General features: G+C 67.4%; 12 protein-coding genes. 8 read left to right on the top strand and 4 right to left on the bottom strand.

All coding sequences use genetic code 11. The features are described 5' to 3' along the window. The first annotated feature begins 99 nt into the window (after window positions 1-99). The 4 genes from M2299_RS17530 to M2299_RS17515 all read left to right on the top strand — a co-directional run bounded on the left by M2299_RS17530 (window position 100) and on the right by M2299_RS17515 (window position 4507). On the top strand, window positions 100-1749 hold the full coding sequence (locus M2299_RS17530; protein ID WP_099841824.1) for a M28 family metallopeptidase: 1650 nt from the start codon (window positions 100-102) through the stop codon (window positions 1747-1749). Between the two features lie 361 nt (window positions 1750-2110). Continuing rightward, window positions 2111-3370: a histidine kinase gene (locus tag M2299_RS17525; protein ID WP_025878390.1), complete on the top strand. Its 1260-nt coding sequence runs from the start codon at window positions 2111-2113 to the stop codon at window positions 3368-3370. After that, window positions 3360-4130: a LytTR family DNA-binding domain-containing protein gene (locus tag M2299_RS17520; protein WP_033830239.1), complete on the top strand. Its 771-nt coding sequence runs from the start codon at window positions 3360-3362 to the stop codon at window positions 4128-4130. The genes M2299_RS17525 and M2299_RS17520 overlap by 11 nt, the downstream gene beginning before the upstream one ends. Before the next feature lie 32 nt (window positions 4131-4162). Further along, window positions 4163-4507 carry a hypothetical protein gene (locus M2299_RS17515; RefSeq protein WP_088099863.1) on the top strand — a complete coding sequence of 115 codons (345 nt, stop codon included), beginning with the start codon at window positions 4163-4165 and terminating at the stop codon, window positions 4505-4507. A gap of 39 nt (window positions 4508-4546) precedes the next feature. Here the strand turns inward: M2299_RS17515 and M2299_RS17510 are convergent, their stop codons facing one another. Next, window positions 4547-5161 (bottom strand): hypothetical protein, encoded by a 615-nt coding sequence (locus M2299_RS17510; protein WP_025878393.1) that lies wholly within the window; start codon window positions 5159-5161, stop codon window positions 4547-4549. A 309-nt stretch (window positions 5162-5470) separates the two neighbouring features. Here M2299_RS17510 and M2299_RS17505 point away from each other — a divergent pair, with 309 nt between their 5' ends. Next, entirely contained in the window at window positions 5471-6400 is a 930-nt protein-coding gene (locus M2299_RS17505) for an oxygenase MpaB family protein (protein WP_280884750.1), read from the top strand. Window positions 6401-6528: 128 nt separating this feature from the next. On the opposite strand, the gene M2299_RS17500 is transcribed toward M2299_RS17505, so the two are convergent. Continuing rightward, the gene (locus M2299_RS17500) at window positions 6529-7116 is read right to left on the bottom strand and encodes a TetR/AcrR family transcriptional regulator (protein WP_099841827.1); all 588 of its coding nucleotides are present in this window, start codon (window positions 7114-7116) and stop codon (window positions 6529-6531) included. Between the two features lie 131 nt (window positions 7117-7247). Between M2299_RS17500 and M2299_RS17495 the strand changes: the two genes are divergently transcribed. Together M2299_RS17495 and M2299_RS17490 are read left to right on the top strand one after the other, a co-directional pair. Further along, window positions 7248-8462 carry an MFS transporter gene (locus M2299_RS17495; RefSeq protein ID WP_280884749.1) on the top strand — a complete coding sequence of 405 codons (1215 nt, stop codon included), beginning with the start codon at window positions 7248-7250 and terminating at the stop codon, window positions 8460-8462. Then, window positions 8459-9634: an MFS transporter gene (locus tag M2299_RS17490; protein ID WP_280884748.1), complete on the top strand. Its 1176-nt coding sequence runs from the start codon at window positions 8459-8461 to the stop codon at window positions 9632-9634. The genes M2299_RS17495 and M2299_RS17490 overlap by 4 nt, the downstream gene beginning before the upstream one ends. A gap of 97 nt (window positions 9635-9731) precedes the next feature. On the opposite strand, the gene M2299_RS17485 is transcribed toward M2299_RS17490, so the two are convergent. Further along, window positions 9732-11843: a M13 family metallopeptidase gene (locus M2299_RS17485; RefSeq protein ID WP_099782668.1), complete on the bottom strand. Its 2112-nt coding sequence runs from the start codon at window positions 11841-11843 to the stop codon at window positions 9732-9734. Between the two features lie 174 nt (window positions 11844-12017). On the opposite strand from M2299_RS17485, the gene M2299_RS17480 reads away from it, so the two are divergent. Beyond that, a complete protein-coding gene (locus tag M2299_RS17480) occupies window positions 12018-15080 on the top strand; it encodes an EAL domain-containing protein (protein ID WP_099782670.1) in 3063 nt (1020 codons plus the stop codon). A 92-nt stretch (window positions 15081-15172) separates the two neighbouring features. On the opposite strand, the gene M2299_RS17475 is transcribed toward M2299_RS17480, so the two are convergent. After that, on the bottom strand, window positions 15173-16054 hold the full coding sequence (locus tag M2299_RS17475; RefSeq protein WP_223484559.1) for a LysR family transcriptional regulator: 882 nt from the start codon (window positions 16052-16054) through the stop codon (window positions 15173-15175). Window positions 16055-16131 lie beyond the last annotated feature (77 nt).

Below are 16131 nucleotides of genomic sequence, written 5' to 3'. Positions count from 1 at the left end.
CCAGCGGCCGGCACTACCGCGGCTGCCGGGTGCAGGGCGCAGCCCTGCCGAACCTCTTACCCCTTACACTCCAGAACGATTTCCCTGCTGGAGAGAGCAATGAAGCGAGTAGTACTGGGCGTGCTGGCCCTGTCGGTGTCGAGCGCACTGATGGCGGCCACCCCGAAATTCGATGGCGCGCGGATCTCCGCCGACGTCAAGGAACTGGCCTCCGACGCCTACGAAGGCCGCTCCCCGGCCACCGCCGGCGAACAGAAGACCATCGCCTTCCTCAGCAAGCAGTTCGCCGACGCCGGCCTGCAGCCCGGCGGCGACCTGAAGGACGGCAAGCGCCTGTGGACCCAGGCCGTGCCGCTGCGCAAGGGCGACATCGTCGGCACCCCGCAGCTGTCGCTGCAGCAGGGCGGCAAGACCATCGCGCTGGAGCAGGGCAAGCAGATCGCCGTGCGTGCAGCCATGAACGGCGCCACCAACGTGGATATCAGCAAGGCACCGCTGGTGTTCCTCGGCTATGGCGTAAAGGCGCCGGAGCGCAACTGGGACGACTTCAAGGGCGTGGACCTGAAGGGCAAGATCGCCGTCGTGCTGATCAACGACCCGGACTTCGAAACCGGCAAGGGCGACTTCGACGGCAAGGGCATGACCTGGTATGGCCGTTGGCCGTACAAGTACGAAGAAGGCGCACGCCAGGGCGCACTCGGCGTGCTGATCGTGCATGAGACCGCCCCGGCGTCGTATGGCTGGGCCACGGTGGCCGGCTCCAACACCAACACCATGTTCGACGTGGTGCGCGACAATCCGGCTGACAGTCATCCGCTGCTGGAAGGCTGGATCCAGCGCGATCTGGCGGTCGAACTGTTCCGCTCGGCCGGGCAGGATTTCGAGGCGCTGAAGAAGAAGGCGCAGCAGCGTGACTTCACCCCGGTGCCGCTGACCGGCGCCAGCCTGGATGCGAAGTACGCGGTGAAGACCGAAGTGATCACCTCGCACAACGTGGCCGCGCGCCTGGAAGGCAGCACGCATCCGGACGAGACCCTCATCTACAGCGCGCACTGGGACCACATCGGCGTGGGCGAGCCCGACGCACGCGGCGACCGCATCTTCAACGGCGCGCTGGACAACGCCAGCGGCACCGCCTCGCTGATCGAACTGGCGCGTGGCTTCGCCAAGGCACCGCGTCCGCAGCGTTCGGTCGTGTTCCTGGCGGTAACCGCCGAGGAGAAGGGCCTGCTGGGTTCGGAGTACTACGCAACGCACCCGCTGTACCCGCTGGAAAAGACCGTGGCGATGATCAACATGGACGGCATGGCGCCGTTCGGCCCGTCGCGCGATTTCGGCATCTACGGCGCGGCGCGCTTCGAGCTGCTGGACCAGTTGAAGGACGTGGCCAAGGGCTGGGACATCCGCTACACGCCGGACCCGAAGCCGGAGGCCGGCCTGTTCTTCCGCTCCGATCACTTCCCGTTCGCCAAGCGTGGCGTGCCCGCGCTGTCCTGGTCGGCAGGGCAGGACTGGGTGGACGGTGGCGTCGCGGCGGGCAAGAAGGCGTCCGAGGACTACACCGCCAAGCGGTACCACCAGCAGGGCGACGAGTGGCAGCCGGACTGGGTGTTCGCTGGCGCCGCCCGCGACCTGGAAGTGCTGTACACCCTGGGCAACCAGTTGGCCAACTCGCGCAGCTGGCCGAACTGGAGCAAGGACGAGGCGTTCCGCGCCGTGCGTGACGCCAGCGCCGACCAGCGCAGATAAGGGAATGCGCCGGGCTCACCCGGCGCCTCCCCGGTTGCCGGCCGCTGGCCGACAACCCGGTAGTGCCTGGTAGTGCCGGCCGCTGGCCGGCAACCAGGTGATGCCTGGTAGTTCCGGCCGCTGGCCGGCAACCCGGTGATGCCTGGTAGTGCCGGCCGCTGGCCGGCAACCCGGTGATGTCTGGTAGTGCCGGCCGCTGGCCGGCAACCCGGTGATGCTTCCGGAAGCAATGGGGAGCCGGCCAGCGGCCGGCCCTACCAGAACTGGTTCCATCCACCCTTTCCCGGCCTTCGTCGCACATCGCTTGTTTGCCCGAAGGGCCGCTCTATGCTCGGCTCACCCCTTCCACCAAGGCGCCGCCGTGATCGCCAGCTTCTCCCTCATCATCCGTCATCTGCTGGCCTGGGCCGCGGCGCTGTTCGTTGCCGGCATGGTCTGGAGTGGCATCTTCAGCGGCATGAACGACGGCCCAGGCTGGGTGTTCGGGCTGCTGGTGATGTTCCTGATGATCTCCGCGCTGGGCAGCGCGATCACCCACGTGCGCCGGGTCTGGCTGGTGGCCGGTCGCCTCGATGGCGCCACGTTGTCGGGCCGCCAGCGCCGGCAGATCGAACTGCCGATGGATGCCGGCCAGGCCTTCGCAGTGGTCGAGGCTGCCGTCGGCGAACTGCCGCGGGTGGAAGAGGTGGAGAGCTCTGCCGGCAGTCTGCAGGTGCGTGCCTATGTGCGGCGCGTCGATCTGTGGAACGGCCGGCAACCGTCGCGCTGGAACCTGCCGGCGCGGCTGGCGATCAAACGCAACAGCGTGCTGGCCACGGTAACGCCGGGGCAGGGCACCAGCACGGTGACGCTGCTGTTCGAACCGGACGCCGGCTGGTGGGCCGATCTGCTGGCACTGGATGAAGGCAGCAACTATGAGAACGCCGAAGCGGTGACCCGTGCGATCAGCCGCCGCGTGGCTGACCAGCGCCGCGACGAGCAGGCCGCTGCCGAACAGACCCAGGTGGAAAAGGAACTGTCGGTCGCGCGCTTGAACCTGCTGCACGCGCAGGTCGAGCCGCACTTCCTGTACAACTCGCTGGCCAATGCGCAGGTGCTGACCCGCACCGACCCGGCGCGCGCCGAGCAGATGCTCGGCCACCTGATCCAGTACCTGCGCAGTTCGCTGCCGCAGGTGGACGAATCGGTTTCCACGCTGGGCGTGGAGCTGGAACGCACCCGCGCCTATCTGGAAATCCTGCGTATCCGCATGGGCGCACGGCTGGCGGTGGAAGTGCAGGTGCCCACCGAGCTGCACGAAGTGAAGATGCCGGCGATGGCGCTGCAGACCCTGGTCGAGAATGCGATCAAGCACGGCCTGGAGCCCAAGCCCGGCGGCGGCACGATCTGGATTCTCGCGCGTGGTTTCGATGACCATGTCACCGTGACGGTCGCCGACGATGGGCTCGGTTTCGGACAGGGCACCAGCGGCACCGGCATCGGCCTGAAGAACCTGCGCGAGCGCCTGCGGCTGACCTGCGGCGAGCAGGCCGGAGTGGCGATCGTGGCCAATTTCCCCAGTGGTGTAGCCGCTACCATGACCCTGCCGCAGTTGGCCAAGGAGCCCAGCCATGCCGCTTGAAGCGCTGATTGCCGAAGACGAGGAGCTGCTGCGGCACTCGCTGGTCGAGCAGCTCGGGCGGCTGTGGCCGGAGCTGAAGCTGGTGGCCGAATGCGAGGACGGTGCCAGTGCGCTGGAACAGCTGGCCGAGAAGCAGCCGGACATCGCCTTCCTCGACATCCGCATGCCCGGCATCAGCGGCATCGAAGTGGCGCGGTCATTGGCCGAACTGAGCCCGCGCACGCAGGTGGTGTTCGTCACCGCCTACGACCAGTACGCCATCGATGCCTTCGAGCAGGGCGCGATGGATTACCTGCTCAAGCCGGTCAGTGACGAACGGCTGCTGGCCACGCGCGACCGCATTCTTTCGCGGCTGCCATCCACGCGCCAGGACGATGCGGTGCTGGAGCGCCTGCTGCAGCGCCTGGGTGCAGGCCCGGCCGCCAACGACCGGCCGCCCTTGGCCTGGATCACCGCCAGCAATGGCCGCGATACGCAGCTGATCATGCTCGACGATGTGATCTATTTCCGCGCTGACAACAAGTACACCACGGTGGTCACTGCCGCCGGCGAAAGCCTGCTGCGCACACCGCTGCGCGAGCTGCTGGAAGTGCTCGATCCGCTGCACTTCCGCCAGGTACATCGCTCCACCATCGTCAACATGAAGGCGGTGGCAGCCGTCAGCCGCGACGATACCGGCCGTGGCGTGCTGCGCCTGCGCCAGCGTGCCGAAACCCTGGTGGTCAGCCAGCCGTTCATGAGCCTGTTCCGCGGCATGTAGCCGCAGCCATTGCCATCCACCGAGGAACGAACATGCGCCGTATCCTGCTTGTAGGTGTCGCCGTGCTGGCCATCGCCGGCTGCGAAAAGTCCAGCAACACGTCGATCACCCGCACCAATGCCAATGGCGTGGACACGCTGTACAGCAAGAGCACGGTGGTCGATGGCGTGGCGCGTTTCGAATGCATCGCCAGCAGCAGTGGCCAATGCCATTACCTGGTGCTGGCGCCGGGCTGCAGCACCGACACCGCTTGCGCGACGCCGCCGCTGCGCCGGTTCGCGGTGGCCGCAGGCAAGACCGAGCAGGTCAGTGGCCTGCCGAAGGACTTCCGCCAGTGCGTCAGCGACGTGCAGAAAGAACAATGCCACCGTGACTGAGCACGGTGGCATTGTGGCTCCCCCCGGATTGCGTTCGGCTCAGTAAGCCGGCTGCAGCGTCATGTCGTGATGGTGTTCGGTTTCACCGACATGATTCAGGCGACCCACCAGTTCGGAGTGCTGCTTCATGCGCCCGATCTCGGTCATGATGCGGATGTCCTCGTGGCGCAGCTCGCGCTTGGCGGTGACCGCCTGCTTGTAGTCCAGCACTTCCGGATAGTGTTCAGCCAGGTCCAGCGCTTCGGCCACGTGCTCGACGCTGTCGGCCTTGGAGGTGATGCGCGCGCGGCTGTTGAAGGCCTTCATCCAGCGTTCGAAGCCCGCTGTGCGGTCGAACATGTTGGCCATGAACCAGATCACGAACAGGATCGAGATCCACGAGCCGAACACCACGACCACGCGGGTGAAGGTGATGTGGTAATCGTCGCGCCACAGGTAATTGGTGATCAGGCCGAGGATCAGCAGCGAAGCCGCCTGCCATCCGACGATCGAAGTGATCAGCCATTGGCACTTGGCCTGGGCCAGCACCGCCACTTCATCGCGGATCTGCTGTTCGCTGAGGCTGCGCCAGTGCGCGACCTGTTTTTCGAACGGGCTGCTGTAGAGCTCGTTGTCGCGAAGCAGTAATCCCAAACCCTTGAACAAAGCAATCATGGCTGGCTCCTTGTGGAACGTGCGGCGATCTGCAGTGGACGGTGTGGCGGGTTCAGTTCTAGCACTTCCAGCGAGCGGTGCAATGGCCTCAAGGCCACGCGGCACAAGGGTTCTGTCTGAACAGGTGAATATTGTTGCGACGCAGCATTGCTCGCGTGGCCTGCGACAAGATGTCGCAGGGTGAAATGTGCTGCGCGCGCACATGAAACCGACGCTAAGCGGATGGGCTCGCTGTGCCGGTCGTGATCGACCAGAATCGGGGTGGACCGCGCAGGACGTGGTCCGTCCCTCCGCCGATCTGGACCCGTGATGCCGCCGTTGCTGCACCGTCTTTCCCGCCCCGTCACCGCGCCGATCCGGCGCTGGGTCCTGGATGCGTTTCCGCGTGGCCAGAGCGGCATCGACTACGACCATCCACTGGGCGATCCCGGCTGGTTCGGGCCGGACAGCGTGACCTGGCGGATGCACGCAGAGCTGCCCTCGATGCTGGCCGGCGGTCTGTGTGCGCTGATGCTGCAGACGCTGCATCCGCGCGCGCTGGCCGGTGTCTACGATCATTCCAATTTCCGCCAGGACCTGGTCGGCCGCCTGCGCCGTACCACTGCCTTCGTGGCCGGCACCAGCTACGCGCCGGCGCGCGAGGTGGAAGCGCTGGTGGCCAAGGTGCGGCACATCCACGCGCAGGTCCGCGGGCGTACCGCGCAGGGTGAGCCGTATGCCGCCGACGATCCGCACCTGCTGACGTGGGTGCACGTGACCGAGGCCTACGGCTTCCTGCAGGGCTATCGCCGCTACGGGCGCGAGGTGCCTGCCGCGATCGCCGACCGCTATTACGACGAGTACCGCTGCGTGGCCGAAGCGCTGGGCGCGGTGGACGTACCACGCAGTGCAGCGGAAGTGGATGCGTATTTCTGTGCACGGCAGCCGGAGCTGGTGGTGGACGAACGCTCCCGCGAAGTGCTGCAGGTGCTGTCCGGCGTGCGCCTGCCGGTGCCGGTGCCCGGCCTGTCGCGCGAGATCTTCCTCGGTGCCGGTGCCGCGCTGCTGCCGGACTGGGCCGAGGGCATGCTCGAGCGCAGCACGCGCCAGCGTGCGCAGGCCGCAGCTTCGGCGAAGCTGATGCAGGGCATGGCGCCGCTGTTCCGCCGCGCGCTGCCCGACGGCCTGGCGAGCCGCGCCTGCGCCCGCGTGGGTGTGCCGGTGGAATCGTTGCGCGAGTGGCCGGCATTGCCCCGGTAAACGCCGACCTTCGGCACGCTGGCCGGCTGTGGTGGATGTGGACCTGGGACCGCACGCTTTGGCGCCCAGCCTCGTCCACGCCATTCGCGGATGGCACACGGTAGATCCACGCCATGCGTGGATTGGCTTTACGTGGTCGACTTCAGCCCACGCAACAGCATCTCCAGTGCCGCCGTTGCTTGGCGAAGGCGCGCATCGCCATCTTCACCTTCGGCTATCCAGAACGCGGCCTCGGCCAGGCTGCCGTAGATCAGCGATGCCAGCGCCTGCGCGTCCACCGGCGCGACCAGGCCTTGCGCGATCAACTGTTCGATCAGGCGTTGCATCGAGTGCACGCAGTTCCGCTGCGATTCCGGCGATGCGCCACCGAGCACCGCACGTGCATCGCGCAGCACGATGCGCTGGATCTCTGGTTCCAGCGCCATCTCCAGGTAGGCACTACAGCGCCGCACGAAGCCGTCCCAGGTGTCGGCGGTACCATCGCTGATCGCCTGCAGGCGCGCGTCCATCTCATCGTCAAGCTGGACGACCACCGCCGCCAGCAGACCCTTCTTGTCGCCGAAATGGTGATACAGCGCGCCGCGGGTCAGCCCAGCCTGGGCTGTCAGGTCGTCCATCGAGGCGGCGGCATAGCCCTGTTCGCTGAACACGCGACGGGCGGTGGCCAGCAGATTGGCGCGCGTTTCTTCCATCTCGGCGCGGGTGCGACGGACCATCGGGATCTCCTTACATACGACGTGCATGATTATTTACATACGGAGCGTATGAATGTAGTCTCATATTCATACGTTCTGTATGTATTGTCGTGGCGCCGCGTGCGCCAGACAAGTCTGCCCTGGAGATTTCGATGGCCACCCCGTATCGCGACCTGTTCGCAGCCCCAGGCACCACCGGCCTTGCCCTGGCCGGGCTGCTGGCACGCCTGCCCCTGCCGATGACCGGCATCGGCTTCATCACCTTGCTGTCGCAGCTGCGCGGCAGTTATGCGCTGGCCGGTGCGGTGTCGGCCACCTTCGTGCTGACCTATGCATTGCTGTCGCCGCAGGTGTCGCGTTGGGTCGACCGCCATGGGCAGCGCAGGGTTCTGCCGTGGGCCACCGCAGCCAGCGCTACAGGCCTGTTGCTCCTGCTGGCATGCACGCTGCTGCGGGCGCCGTACTGGACCTTGTTCGCCGCGGCGATCCTGGCCGGCTGCATGCCCAGCGTGTCGGCGATGGTGCGGGCGCGCTGGACCGCGATTCACCGCGGTCGCCCGCAACTGCAGACGGCCTATTCGCTGGAGACGGTGTTCGATGAGGTCACCTTCATCGCCGGTCCGCCGTTGTCGGTCGGGCTGTCGGTGGCTATATGGCCGCAGGCCGGCGTGCTGGCTGCCGCCCTGCTGCTGGTCGTCGGCATGACGCTACTGGTACTGCAGCGTGGCACCGAACCGCCGCTGCAGGCCTGCGAGGGCGGCGCACCTTCGCGCTCATTGCTGCGGCAACCGGAGATCTGCCTGCTCGCATTGCTGATGCTGGCGATGGGTGTGGTTGTCGGCACGGTCGACATCACCAGCGTGGCCTTTGCCGAACAGCGAGGGCAGCCACTGGCAGCCAGCGCGGTGCTGTCGGCGTACGCACTTGGCAGCTGCGTGGCAGGGCTTCTGTTTGGTGCGCTGAAGCTGCAGGTGCCGTTGCAGCGCCTGTTGCTGCTGGGCGCAGGAGCAACCGCGTTGACCACATTGCCGCTGCTGTCGGTGGGCACCCTTCCTGCATTGGCCATTGTGGTGCTGCTGGCTGGGCTGTCCTTCGCGCCGACGATGATCGTGGCGATGTCGCTGGTGGAACAGCGCGTGCCCGAATGGCGCCTCACCGAGGGCATGACCTGGTTGCTGGCTGGCCTGAACATCGGCGTGGCACTGGGTGCCGCGTTGTCCGGGCAGAGCGTTGATGCCGGTGGTGTGCGCAGCGGCTTCGTCGTCGCGTTGGTGGCAGGCAGCGTCGTGCTGCTGATCGCCCTGCTCGCGCAAGGTGCGCTACGCACTTCTGCTTCGTCCACCTCCTCTGCTGGGATGGTCCCGTGAGTACTTCATCGCCCGCGCAAGCGTCGCCTGTGCCTCGCCATCCGTGGTGGGCCACCTCCGCCGTCGGCCTCGCTACCTTCTCCGTGGTCACCACCGAAATGCTGCCGGTCGGCCTGCTGACCCCCATCGCCGACAGCCTCGGCGCATCCGTAGGCACCGCCGGTCTGATGATCTCCTTGCCGGCACTGCTGGCGGCGCTGTTCGCACCGCTGGTGGTGATCGCAGCCGGTGGCATTGATCGTCGCCGCATCCTGTGCGCGTTGCTCGGCCTGCTGCTGGTGGCCAACGTCGCCTCGGCACTGGCGCCAAGCATCGGAGGGTTGCTGGCCGCGCGCATGCTGGTGGGCTTCTGCATGGGCGGCATATGGGCCATCGCCGGCGGACTGGCGGCGCGCCTGGTGCCGTCAGCGCGCATCGGCCTGGCCACCTCGATCATCTTCGGTGGCGTAGCCGCGGCCTCGGTGCTGGGCGTGCCGCTGGGTGCACTGATTGGCGAGGCGCTGGGATGGCGTTGGGCCTTCGTGGTGATGGCTGCGTTCAGTGCAGCCGTCCTGCTGTTGCACCTGTGGGTGGTGCCAGCGTTGCCGGTGGACGGCTCGGTGCGCGCGCGCCAGTTCGTGCAGCAGCTCGGCAACCGCAGCCTGCAGCAGGGGCTGCTGCTGACCCTGCTGCTGGTGGCGGGGCACTTCATCGCGTTCACCTACGTGCGGCCGCTGCTGACCACGCTGGCGAGCATCGATGCGGCGTGGATCGGAGGCCTGCTGTTTGCCTATGGCATGGCCGGCATCGTCGGCAACTTCATCGTTGGCCTGCTGGCGGCGCGACGTCCGCGCGGGTTGCTGCTGGCCATTGCGCTGGGGTTGCTGCTGACACCGCTGTTGTTCCTGTGGACCGGCGGCACGCCGGCCAGTGGCGCGGTGGTGTTGCTGTTGTGGGGCCTGGCCTATGGCGGGGTATCGGTGGGGTTGATGACGTGGATGATGACGGCGGCCCCCAAGGCCGTGGAGATCGCTACGGCGCTTTACGTGGGCGTGTTCAACATCGGCATCGCGCTGGGCGCGTGGGGTGGGGGGCTGCTGCTGGATGGCATCGGGCTGCGCGCCAATCTCTGTGTCGCAGCCGGGTTTGCGGCAGCGGCGACGTTGGTCGTGGCTGGTATGCGCAGGCAGTAGATCCACGCCACGTGTGGATGGCGAAAAACTGCCAACCGAGGTTGGCGTCTACCCATGGAAATAAAACGGGCGCCTTTCGGCGCCCGTCTGCGTTACATCACCACACCTTGACCCGCTTGTCCGGGGCCAGGTACAGCTTCTGGCCTTCCTTCACTTCAAACGCCGGGTACCAGGCGTCGATGTTGCGCACCGTCAACGCGCGGAACTGGCCCGGTGCATGCACGTCGGTTAGCAGCGAATTGCGCAGCGCCTGCTCGCGGCTCTTGCTGCGCCAGGCCTGGGCGAAGCCGAGGAAGAAGCGCTGGTCCGGGCTGAAACCTTCCAGGGTCTGGCCCGGCTTGCCCTGCAGCGACAGCTGGTAGGCGTCGTAGGCGGTACCCAGGCCGGCGACATCGGCGATGTTCTCGCCCAGCGTCAGCTTGCCGTTCACATGTACACCCGGGAACGGCTCGTAGCTGCTGAACTGCGCGGCCAGTGCATCGCCGGCCGCGTTGAACTGCTTGAGGTCTTCGGCCGTCCACCAGTTGTGCAGCTTGCCGGTGTCGTCGAACAACGCACCCGCGTTGTCGAAGCCATGGCTGATTTCGTGGCCGATCACCGCGCCGATCGCACCGTAGTTCACTGCGTCGTCGGCGGCACCGTCGAAGAACGGCGGCTGCAGGATCGCCGCCGGGAACACCAGGCGGTTTTCCAGCGGCACGTTCATCGCGTTGATGGTCTGCGGCAGCATCGCCCACTCGCTGTGGTCGACCGGCTTGCCCAGCTTGGCGATGTTGCGCTGGTACTCGAACAGCTCGGCGCGCTGCGCATTGCCCAGCGGATCATCACGACGGATGTCCAGGCCGGTGTAGTCGCGCCACTTGTCCGGATAGCCCATGCCCACGGTCAGGCCGGCCACCTTGGCCTTGGCGCTGGCCTTGGTCTGCGGTGACATCCAGGCCAGTGCATCGATGCGCTTGGCGAAGGCGGCGATGATGTTCTTCGCCATCTCGTCGGCACGTTCCTTGGTCTTCGCATCGAAGTGCTTTTCGACGTAACGCTTGCCGATGGCCTCGCCGACGGCATGGTTGGCGTCATCCACGGCACGCTTCCAGCGGTCGCTCTGCTGCGGCGTACCGCTCAGCGCGGTGCCGTGGAAGGCGAAGCGCGCATCGGCGAACTTCTTCGGCAGGTAGGCAGCGGCTCGGTCCAGCGCGTGGAAGGTCATGTAGTCCTTCCAGGCATCCAGCGGCTCGGTGGCCACCAGCTTGGACAGGCCGGCCACGGCCTTGGGCTGCCACACGATGAAGTCCTGCTGCTGGCCAAGCTTGGCGGCGTCCAGGAACGCGGCCCAGTCCATGCCCGGGGCCTTGGCGTTGAAGTCGGCCTGGGTCCAGGGGTTGGCGCCCTTGGTCACGTCATTGGTTTCTTCCTGCGTGGCATGCGCCTGGGCGATCTTCGTTTCCAGGGCGAGGATGCGCTGCGCCTTGCCGGCCGGGTCGGCCACGCCGGCCAGCTGCAGCACCTGCGCGATGTAGGCCTGGTACTGCTTGCGCAGCTCGGCCATGCGGCCACCGCCCAGGTAGAAATCGCGGTCCGGCATGCCCAGGCCGCCCTGCACCAGGTACGGCGCGGTACGGTCCGGCTGCAGCAGGTCCACCGACACCCACAGGCCGAACAGGCGGTCGGTGTAGAAGTTGGTGGCATTGAGCAGGTCGACGTCGGCGCGCACGTCGCCGCCGAGGGCGCGGGCCAGGCCGGCCTTGTCGGCGATCGCATCGATGTTCTTCAGCTGCGGCTGCACCGGTGCCAGGCCGCGCTGCTCGATGCCGGCCTCGTCCATGTAGGCGGCGTAGTAGTCGCCGATCAGCTTGTCTTCGCCGCTGGCCTGGGCGTTGCCGGCAGCGCCTTCCAGGATCGCGCGGGTGTCGGCCTGGGTCTTCTCGGCAATCACGTTGAAGCTGCCGAAGCGCGAGCGGTCGGCCGGAATCTCGGTGTTCTTCACCCAGCTGCCGTTGGCGAAACCGAAGAAGTCGTCACCGGCGGCGATGCTGCGGTCCATGCCACTGGCATCGAAACCAAAACTGCCCAGCATCGGCTTGGCGGCAGCGGGTGTCGCCTCGGCCGGTGCGGCGGTGCCGGCGGCCGGATCGGCCGGGCGGTCGCAGGCGGCCAGGGACAGGCTGGCAACGATGGCCAGTGCCAGGGTGGGGCGGCGCAGCTTGGACATGGACTTCTCTTGCGGCGGAAAACTCCAAGTCTAATCCGCTGCGGGCCGGCTGGACGTGCTCGACAGGGCCAGCACTGTGCGTGATCTGGCTGAACACGCCGCAGCGATCTTCACGCGGTCACCGGCGTGGTGCATGCTGCGGGCTGGATGTCTGCAGCACCCGGGGGAGGGCGCATGCAGGACGGGTCGAGGCGTCAAGAATGGCGTCCGCCGGCCGTTGAGGTCGGGGATGTGGAGGAATCGTTCGCGCATGAAGCCAGCCGACTGCACAGGGAAGACCGACCGATGCCGGCGCTGAGACACGCGCTGGCCCGGCCGTTGCGTGCCATTACCTGGGGCGGCGTGGTGCTGGGCGTGCTGCTGGCGGCAGGCCTGGCCGCGATGCTGGCCAACGATTACCAGCGCCGGCTGGAAGCCGCGCAGCGGCAGAGCCGGGCGCTGGCGATAGGCAGCGAGCGCCTGCTGGCACTGGAGCTGCGCAACCTGGAACGGGCGATGGCCGGCATCGCCGCCGATGCGGCCGAGCTGTTCCGCACGGTGCCTGCGCAGGCGCCCGCGCTGCTGGACGCCGCCATAGCCGGCGTGCTGCGCCGGCACGCCGAACTGCACAGCATTGTCGTGCTCGATACCTATGGCCGCGCCCTGACCGCCGGCAAGGGCGACCTGCAGCTGCCACTGTGGACCGATCCGCAGCGACGGGGGCAGGGAAGTGCGCTGTACATCGGGCCGCCGCAGCGTGCCAGCGACGGTGGCTGGGTGGTGCCGCTGGCGCTGCCGATGGCTGGCGATCGCTGGCTGCTGGCACGGCTGCGCTGCGGCGAACTGCAGCGGATCGTGGGCGGTCTCGATGTGGGGCCGAGTGGCCTGGCCTCGATCAGCGACGCCGATGGCTACATGCTGGCCCGCGTCCCCGATCCGCACGGCACCGTCGGCCGCCGTTACACGCTGCCGGCACGCACGCTGCTGGGCCGGCAGGCAGTGGTCGAGCTGGGCAGCATTCCCGGCGCGGTGGACCAGATACCGCGCATCTCCACCATCAGCACCCTTGAGCGCAGTCCACTGGCGGTGCAGGTCGGCCTGGCAAACGAAGATGTGCTGAAGCCGTGGTGGCCGTATCTGCAGGCGGCGATTGCCATCATGCTGGCCTACGTGGCGCTGCTGCTGGTGCTGCTGTACGCGGTGCGCCGCAGCACGCACCGGCAGCAGTCGATGGCCGAAGAGCTGCGGACCGGCCACGCCGAGCTGCGCCTGGCCCATCAGGTGGGCCGCGTATGCACCTGGTATGTCGACGAAGACGCTGCGCTGCTGCGCTGGTCACCGCTGGCGCGCGAGATCTTCGGTGTGCAGACCGATGCGCTGCCGGTGGCCGAATTCTTCGCCCGCGTGCACCACGATGACAGCGCACGCATGCAGCAGGCCTTCGATCAGGCCTTCGCCGGCAACGCTGTACTCGACGAAGAATTCCGCCTGGTGCTGCCCGGCGGTGCCGTGCGCTGGGTTGCCGCGCGTGGCCAGCGGGTAGCGGTGGTCGATCGGCAGCGGCGCATGATCGGCGCACTGACCGACCTCAGCGAGCGCTACCAGGCACGCGAGCAGATGCGCCAGGTTGAACGCCGCTTCCGCCTGTTGTTCGATCGAAACCCCGCGCCGTTCTGGGTGTTCGATCCGGACACCTTGCGCTTCATCGAGGTCAACGAGGCGGCCGTGCAGCAGTACGGCTACAGCCGCGATGAATTCCTGGCGATGAGCATCCTCGACATCCGCCCACGCGAGGGCTGGGAAGAGGTCAAGGGCGCGATCGCGCAGGTGCGCAGTGGTGAACTGCAGGACGCTGCGGTGCGCCTGCACCAGCGCAAGGATGGCTCGGTTTTCGAAGTGCGCGTGCACCTGTCGCAGCTGGATTTCGATGGCCAGCCCGCGTGCCTGGTGCTGGCCGAGGATGTCAGCGAGCGGCTGGCCTACGAGCGCGACCTGGCCTATCACGCACGCCACAACCCGGCCACCGGCCTGCTCAACGTGCGCGCACTGAGCGAACAGCTGGACGAGCAGGCCGGCGCCTACACCATCGCCTATGTGCAGCTGCGCGGGCTGCAGCTGGTGGCCGATACGCTGGGTCGCGAGATCGGTGATGCGGTACTGCAGTCGATGGCCTCGCGCCTGGGCGGGCTGGGCGCGCGCTTCGGCCTGCTGGCGTTCCAGCCGGCGGAGGATTTCGTGCTGGCGATCGCGCCGGAACACAACACCCAGCGCGTGCTGGACGATCTGCTGCAGATCGTCTCGGCACCGATGCGCGGCCAGGATTCGCTGCACCAGTTCGAACCCCGCATTGGTGTGGCCGTACATGACGCCGATGCAGGCCACAGTGCCGAACAGGCGATCGGCATGGCCGCGCAGGCGGCGCACGCGGCCCGCGCCGAAGGCAACGTGGTGGCCTGGTTCGATGCGGCGGTGACCATCCGCCTGGCCGACCGCCTGCGCCTGGCCGGGCGCATCCACGCGGCCATCGACAACGAATTCCAGCTGTACTTCCAGCCGATCCGGCACGCCAGCGATGGCAGCCCGGCGTCGCTGGAGGCGCTGCTGCGCTGGCCGCAGGCCGATGGCAGCTTCATCCCGCCCAGCGAGTTCATCCAGTTGTGCGAGGACACCGGCCTGATCCTGGCGTTGGGACGCTGGGTGATCCGCGCGGCAGCACAGGCGCAGCGGCGTCTGGTCGAAGCGGGGTGGGGCGAGCTGTCCATCGCAGTCAACGTGTCGGCGGTGCAGTTCTTCAACAGCGATCTGGTGGCCGAGTTCGCCCGCGCGCAGCAGGATTTCGGCCTGGCCCGTGGTGCACTGCACGTGGAACTGACCGAGAGCAGCCTGATGCGCAAGCCGGCACAGGCGATGCAGACCATGCAGCGCCTGCACGAGCAGGGCATCCGCGTGTCGCTGGACGATTTCGGTACCGGCTACTCGAGCATGTCCTACCTGCAGCACCTGCCGCTGGACGTCCTGAAGATCGATCGCAGTTTTGTGGCCGACGTGGAGACCAATCCGCGCAACGCATCGATCTGCCGGGCACTGCTGTCGCTGGGCCACAGCATGGGGCTGACGATCATCGCCGAGGGCGTGGAAACGCCGGGGCAGCTGGACTGGCTGGCCGCACATGGCTGCGACCAGGTGCAGGGCTACCTGCTGGGACGGCCGGCACCGCTGGAAAAGATCATCGCGCAGCTGGATGAGGTTGTCGCCTAGGCCGCGCTTCGCGCTTCGCCGGGCATGGCCCGGCGCTACCGTGTCATGGGCGCGTCTCTGGTAGCGCCGGGCCATGCCCGGCGGACGCACGCTTACACCCCGGTTTCCACCAGGTAGTCGATGAAGCTGCGCACCTTGGGGGCGAGATGGCTGCGGCTGGTGTAGACGGCGAAGATGCCGATCGGCTCAGCTTCCCATCCGGGCAGGATGCGCACCAGGCGGCCATCGGCCAGCGCCTCGTGCAACAGGAAGTCCGGCTGCAGGATCACGCCCATGCCGGCAATCGCCGCTTCGCGCAGGACGTCGCCATTGTTGGCGCGCAGCATGGTGGTCACTGCAACCTTCACTTCGCCACCCGGTCCCTGCAGGGGCCAGTGGTCGCCGGCGGCCCAGTAGCTGTAGCCGAGGCAGGCGTGGGTCTGCAGATCCTCGGGGGCCTGCGGCGTTCCGTGTGCGGCCAGGTAGGCCGGTGCGGCACACAGGCTGATCCGAGATTGGCCCAGGCGCCGCGCGATCAGGCTCGGGCCCGGTTCGCGGGTGATGCGGATGGCCACGTCGTAGCCTTCTTCGACCATGTCCACCAGGCGGTCGGACAGCGCCAGGTCCAGTTCGACCTGTGGGAAGCGTTCGCGGTAGCCGGCCAGCAACGGGCCGAGGCGGGCGATGCCCCAGCTGACCGGTGCGTTGATGCGCAGCGTGCCGGACGGCTCCAGCGCCTGTGCGCCGATGCTGGCCTCAAGCGCATCGAACTCGGCCAGCAGGCGCACGCACTGCGCGTAGTAGGCGGCACCGGCGCTGGTCGGGCTGACCCGGCGGGTGGTGCGGTGGAGCAGGCGGGTGGACAGGCGCTTTTCCAGTGCGGCGACCTGGCGGGTGACACCGGCCGTGGACATGTCCAGCGCCTGTGCGGCGGCGCTGAAGCCGTTGCGTTCGACCACCGCGACGAACACGCGCATCGCATCCAGGGTGTCCATTGTTGCGCCTTCTGAAATAAATACGGTCGATCCATCGTATTTATCGGCAATGGAGGGCGCAATAACCTGTGCCCTGT

Source organism: Stenotrophomonas sp. 1278 (genome assembly GCF_029892765.1).
GTDB lineage: Bacteria > Pseudomonadota > Gammaproteobacteria > Xanthomonadales > Xanthomonadaceae > Stenotrophomonas > Stenotrophomonas indicatrix.
Note: the sequence above shows the minus strand (reverse complement) of the source record. Positions and strands in the feature narration are given on the sequence as shown.